The following is a 6,160-nucleotide window of genomic DNA, read 5'->3' as shown; positions in this document are numbered from 1 at the left end:
TAGATGCCGTCGGCTGCCACGCCCGCTTCGATGAGCGCGTCTCGCTGTAGATCGAGGGATTGGCTGCCGTCGGCTTTCGAGACCCGGGCATATCCTATCAGCATGAGGCTATCTCATACGGTCGTTTGCGATGCTGTCTGTTGTGGCCTTGCATATCCGGACCCAAGTAAATCTTAATATGTATCGAAATCAAAGATACACAAACACCCTATAGAAAGCAAAAGAACTATGGCGCACCGCACCATCCTGACCGCGCGGCAACGCGCGGCGCTGTTCGACCTTCCGACAGACGAAGCCGGCATCCTCTATCACTACACGTTGTCGGATGACGACCTTGAGCACATCAATGTGCGCCGCCGCGGCCGAAACCGATTTGGCTTTGCCTTGCAGTTATGCGCCCTGCGCTATCCAGGGCGCCTGCTCGCCTCAGGCGAGGTTATTCCCCCAGAAGTAACCCGTTTCCTTGGGGCGCAGCTTGGTCTGGGATCTGATGCACTTGCCGAGTATGCCACCCGCGCCGAAACGAGGCGTGATCATCTTATCGTGTTGCGTCAGGTCTACGGCTTCAGGATGTTCTCCGGTCACCGGGCGCGGGAGCTGAAGGCCTGGCTTGCGGGTGAGGCGGAGAACGCGACCACCAACCATGATTTGGCCCGCCGATTTGTCGATGAGTGCCGCCGAACCAAGACCATCCTGCCGGGTGTATCCGTGGTCGAGCGCCTCTGCGCGGATGCGCTTGTCGCGGCGGAACGCCGGATCGACAGCGCCATCGTGGCCCGGCTGGAGGAGCCGATGAAAGTTCGCCTTGATGCCCTGCTTACAGAGATGGTCGAAGGCAAGGTCAGCCGGTTCGTCTGGCTGCGCCAATTTGAGGTAGGACAGAACTCGGCCGATTCCAGCCGCCTGCTTGATCGGCTGGAATTCCTGCAGGAGATGAAACTGTCGCCTGACATCCTCGCGGGGGTTCCTCCCCATCGGGTGAGCCGCCTACAGCGTCAGGGGGAACGCTATTTCGCTGATGGCCTGCGCGACATCAGCAGTGATCGCCGCCTGGCCATCCTCGCGGTCTGCGCGGTCGCATGGCGTGCGGCGCTTGCCGATGCAGTCATCGAGACCCACGACCGGATCGTGGGCAAGACATGGCAGGGTGCCAAAAAGCTCTGCGATGCCAAGATCGCTGATGCAAAGGCGGCGGTGCAGGACACCCTGCGCGCCTTCAAATCCCTTGGTGCCGCCTTGCTCGACGCCAGAAGCGATGGCGCGCCCTTGGATCAGGCGACCGAGCTGGCCTGCGGATGGGAACGGCTGGAAAGGTTGGTGGCCACCGCCGCCGAGTTGACCGACACAATAGCCGCTGACCCCTTGGCGCATGTTGGCCAAGGCTATCACCGGTTCCGGCGCTATGCCCCGCGCATGCTGCGCGCGTTGGACATCCAGGCGGCAGGCGTCACAGCTCCCTTACTGCAGGCCAGCACGCTGATCGCCGACGATGAGAGGCCCGAGGAACGACCGGTTGGCTTCCTGCGGCGCGGCTCGAAATGGCATCGCCATCTGAATGCCCAGGAGGAAGATAGCCACCGGCTCTGGGAAGTGGCGGTGTTGTTCCATCTGCGGGATGCGTTCCGCTCCGGCGATATCTGGGTGCCGCATTCCCGGCGCTACAGCGATCTGAAGCAGGCTCTGGTGCCTGCTGAGGCGGTAAAGGACATACCAAGACTGGCTGTGCCGCTCGATCCGGAAGCCTGGCTTGCCGACCGCAAGGCCCGCATGACCGACGGCCTGGCGCGGCTGGCAAAGGCGGCGCGTGCGGGGGCCATCCCCGGCGGTTCGATCGAGAACGGCATCCTTAAACTCGACCGCCTGACCGCCGCGGTGCCCGAAGAGGCGGACGAGCTGGTACTCGATCTCTACGACCGGCTGCCCGCTATACGGATCACCGAACTGATGCAGGAGGTCGATGCGGATATCGGCTTCACGGAAACCTTCATCAGTGCGCAAACCGGCGCGCCCTGCAAAGACCAGATCGGCATGCTGACGGTGTTGCTGGCTGAGGGTTTGAACCTTGGCCTCAGCAAGATGGCTGAGGCGACCAACACCCATGATTACTTCCAGCTCTCCCGTCTGTCGCGATGGCACGTGGAGAGCGACGCTATTAACCAGGCCCTCGCCATGGTGATCGAGGCGCAATCCCGGCTGCCCATGGCCAGGTTTTGGGGTGGCGGCATGACTGCGTCCAGTGACGGGCAATTCTTTCCCGCCGCCCGGCAGGGCGAAGCCATGAACCTCATCAACGCGAAATACGGCTCCGAGCCGGGCCTCAAGGCCTACACCCATGTCTCCGACCAGTTCGGCCCCTTCGCGACTCAGAACATTCCGGCCACCGTGAATGAGGCACCCTACATCCTGGACGGGCTGTTGATGAACGAGGCCGGGCGGAAGATCACAGAGCAGTATGCCGACACTGGCGGCTTCACCGATCACGTCTTTGCCGTGACCTCGCTGCTCGGGTTCCGGTTCATCCCGCGTATCCGCGACCTGCCATCCAGACGGCTCTACCTGTTCGACCCGGCGTCAGCGCCAAACGAATTGCGCAGCCTGATCGGCGGCAAGATCCGCGAGGGACTTGTGGTCCAGAATTGGCCCGGCGTGCTGCGGTCTGCTGCCACCATGGTGACGGGCGTCATGCCGCCCAGTCAGCTGCTCAAGAAGTTCGCGGCCTATCCGCGCCAGCACGAGCTGGCCCTGGCGCTCCGTGAAATCGGCCGCGTCGAGCGCACTCTCTTTGTTATCGAATGGCTCCTCGACGCCGACATGCAGCGGCGGGCCCAGATTGGCCTGAATAAGGGCGAGGCTCATCACGCCCTGAAAAACGCCCTGCGCATCGGTCGCCAAGGCGAAATCCGCGACCGTACCGCCGAAGGGCAGCACTATCGCATGGCTGGTCTCAACCTGCTCGCCGCCATCATCATCTACTGGAATACCAAGCACCTCGGTCAGGCCGTCGCCGCGCGGCAGCGGGCCGGGTTGAATTGCGACCCCGCTCTGCTCGCGCATATCTCCCCGCTCGGATGGGCCCACATCCTGCTCACCGGCGAATACCGGTGGCGGCGGCAAGTCGGGGCAAAGTTGTGAAGTAATCATCCCTATATCTTGCCACCTTCACGCCACCTTCACGGCAACCAAACGGGCGCAATACCCCCATGCTCATAGCGAAGGCGACCACAGGGCTCAAAACAGGGGCTGTGGCGCGTTAGACCAAATGAGTGTTTTGGGGCGAGTGCCTCGCCTGTGATCTTCTCGACGGACATGGATTTGTTTGAGAGAGGAAACGCAAATGAACAAAGCACTTTATGTGGGGCTGGATGTCCATAAGGATATGATTGCGGTGGCTGTTGCGGAAGACGGCCGCGGTGGCGAGATCAGGTTCCATGGCACCATCGTCAACTCGGCGGATGCAGTGCTGCGACTAACCAAGACCTTGGCGAAGAACGGGCATACCCCGTCATTTTGTTATGAAGCCGGGCCTTGTGGGTATGGCATTCACCGCCATCTGATCAGGCTGGGTTTTGAATGTGCGGTTGTCTCGCCTTCATTGATCCCGCGTAAGTCTGGTGACCGGATAAAGACAGATCGGCGTGATGCTGAGATGCTAGCCCGGCTGTGGCGTGCTGGAGAGCTGACACCGATCTGGACACCCGACGAGGAACAAGAAGCGATGCGGGATCTGATCCGTGCGCGTAAACAAGCGGTTGATGCTGTGAAGACGGCAAAGATGCAGCTATTGAGTTTCCTGCTCAGGCACGGTCTTCGCTATGAGAGTGGCAAATACTGGACGCAGCGCCATCGCCGTTGGCTTGCCGAGTTGCGGCGGTTCCGGTTCTCGCATCAGCAACTGGTCTTTGAAGAACACAAACGCACGGTCGCTCAGGCTGAGGAACGGGTGGCCACGCTTAACTGTGCCATTGAAGATGCTATTCCGAGCTGGCATTTCGCGCCGGTGGTTGATGCATTACGCGCCTTGCGAGGTGTAAATACGACTATCGCGGCCACTGTTGTTGCCGAAATTGGTGACATCACACGCTTCGAAAACCCGCGCCAGCTCATGGCCTGGCTCGGCTTGGTACCGAGCGAACATTCAAGTGGAAACACAACCCGGCGTGGACGGTTGACGAAAACGGGCAATGCACTGGCACGTACGATGCTGATTGAAGCTGGATGGTCTTATCGACATCCACCGAAGGAAGGACATCCCTATCTGAAACGCTCAGCGCATTTACCACAGCAGATCAAGGATATCGGATGGAAAGCCCAAACCCGGCTGTGCAAACGGTATCGTGATCTCAGTCGCACTGGCAAACCACAGCCTCGCGTGCTCGCGGCCATTGCGCGCGAGCTGGCTGGCTTCATTTGGGACATTGCTCGGAAAACGCCAATCTCGGCTTGAACGGACTGTAAAGACTGCCTGTGCAGTCCGCTGGAGATGGCGGCCTATGATGGGGAAATCCTCGGTGTACGTTGGGACAGATATCCGTCCTTAGAGAGAGGCAATCCCGCGTCGAATTTGGTCAGGCGGTATCCAACCCGCGGATGAGAGCATGATAACACTCGGTTCGGCCCACCGTCTCCAGCGCCTGCACAGGCTACATATTTTGACCATCTCGCGCCAGCGGGGTAAGCTAGTTGTATCGTGAAGATCAAAAACACTCATGAGAACGTACGATCCTGCACTCAGCCGTAACAGACCCCTTAAGCAGCACCGCAGGCTCACGCAACTCTACAGGATGCGGTTTCCCCGTTTCTGACCCCCATATCCGCCTGAAAGTCACGAAATCACAGGATGACCACTATGGGAATCCTGAATCTGATCAGGAGCGACACGCTAGATGCTCAGGCGTCGGTGGGGTGCTTATCCGACAGACTTCACCGCAAACTTGAACAGGGACCGGATATGGGTCGTCACCACCTGCTTCACAATCCGTGAATCCCCCGATGCGAGGGCCTTGAGAATTCGTTCATGCTCGGTCGAATCGGGCACAAGACGTTCCGCGAGGCGTTCGATCTCGAAGAGTTGGGTGGTACCCCGCAGCGATGTGAGGATTTCGCTCAGCACCTCGTTTCGGCAATTTTTGATGAAAAGGTTGTGGACCTCGTCATCTGACCGCCAGTGAGCCAGCATGGCGTAAGGTTTGGTGTCCCGAACGGCGATCATGTTCTCGAGCACCGGTTGCACCATTTCGGGCGTGATGAAGTCGATGGCAAGCACAGCTGCTTCTGGTTCCAGCAACTCCCTGACCCGCAAGCTTTGAAGATACTCTTTCAAGTCGACTTGACGGACGACGTAACTTCGATTGGCATCCTTGCGTAGCAAGCCCTCACTTTCTAGGCGATGCAACGCTTGTCGCAACGGGGTCCGCGACAGGCCAAGGCGCTCAGCAAGTTGCAATTCGACTAGGGGTTCACCGCCCCTAACCTCGCGAGAACGGATCAGTTCTGACAGGGCGGTGTAGGCCTTGTCTGACAGGTTCTGTTTCTTTTCAGGGAGGGGGGCCTTCGCAGTTTTATCGGAGTCGATCCTATTATTCGCGTCTAAACCGTTCATGCTGATCCAACTCCCTGATCGATCTCGCGCCACCAAAGCTGCACAGGTTTATGTCCTAAACAGTTTCCTATCGAAAGAGAATAACCCGAAACGCATTCTGGATACAGGCGTCAGTATTGACACTTACCGAATCTTGTAAATACTGTATACAATTGAAGTGCAATTATACGGTGGTCAAGGAAAGCATATGGAGCTGGCGGCAGAGGCATTAAGCCTGCTGGAGCGTTTGGTGCGCGCCCAGACGGATGGCGAGAACGCGGTTCAGGCCGTGATCGTCGAGGCTTTGAAAGGCGCTGGTTGTCAGGTCGAAACCCGCACCTACACTCCATCAAACGTGCCAGTAATCGCCGAATTCGCTTTTATCGGGCCCGAAGCCGACACTCCCCGAACCGCGGTCATCGGCAGGCTCGCTGGGACTGATCCGACACGAAACAGTCTTCTGTTGTTTGCCCACCCCGATGCCGAGCAAACGCATACAGGGCCGGACTGGGAGCGTGCTCTATTCGAGATCACGGAAGCCCGGGGTTGCTTGCACGGTTGGGGGGTAGCCGACGACCTTGC

5 protein-coding genes are annotated in these 6,160 nt (G+C 59.1%); 3 read left to right on the top strand and 2 right to left on the bottom strand.

The window, feature by feature from the left end:
* Positions 1 to 104, bottom strand: a 104-nt coding sequence (locus LCF59_RS17340) for a recombinase family protein (protein WP_367273419.1), incomplete at its 3' end; no start/stop codon positions are given.
* A gap of 124 nt (positions 105 to 228) precedes the next feature.
* Here LCF59_RS17340 and LCF59_RS17335 point away from each other — a divergent pair.
* On the top strand, positions 229 to 3,132 hold the full coding sequence (locus LCF59_RS17335; RefSeq protein WP_292288875.1) for a Tn3 family transposase: 2,904 nt from the start codon (positions 229 to 231) through the stop codon (positions 3,130 to 3,132).
* Between the two features lie 202 nt (positions 3,133 to 3,334).
* The gene (locus LCF59_RS17330; RefSeq protein WP_292288874.1) at positions 3,335 to 4,444 is read left to right on the top strand and encodes an IS110 family transposase; all 1,110 of its coding nucleotides are present in this window, start codon (positions 3,335 to 3,337) and stop codon (positions 4,442 to 4,444) included.
* A gap of 462 nt (positions 4,445 to 4,906) precedes the next feature.
* Here the strand turns inward: LCF59_RS17330 and LCF59_RS17325 are convergent, their stop codons facing one another.
* Positions 4,907 to 5,599: a GntR family transcriptional regulator gene (locus tag LCF59_RS17325; RefSeq protein WP_292288873.1), complete on the bottom strand. Its 693-nt coding sequence runs from the start codon at positions 5,597 to 5,599 to the stop codon at positions 4,907 to 4,909.
* A 187-nt stretch (positions 5,600 to 5,786) separates the two neighbouring features.
* Here LCF59_RS17325 and LCF59_RS17320 point away from each other — a divergent pair.
* Positions 5,787 to 6,160: hypothetical protein (locus LCF59_RS17320; RefSeq protein ID WP_292288872.1), on the top strand; the 374-nt coding region annotated here is incomplete at its 3' end.

Origin of the sequence: Marivita sp. (genome assembly GCF_020055675.1) — a bacterium.
Taxonomy (GTDB): Bacteria; Pseudomonadota; Alphaproteobacteria; order Rhodobacterales; family Rhodobacteraceae; genus Marivita.
This window is presented reverse-complemented; position numbering and strand designations above follow the sequence as displayed.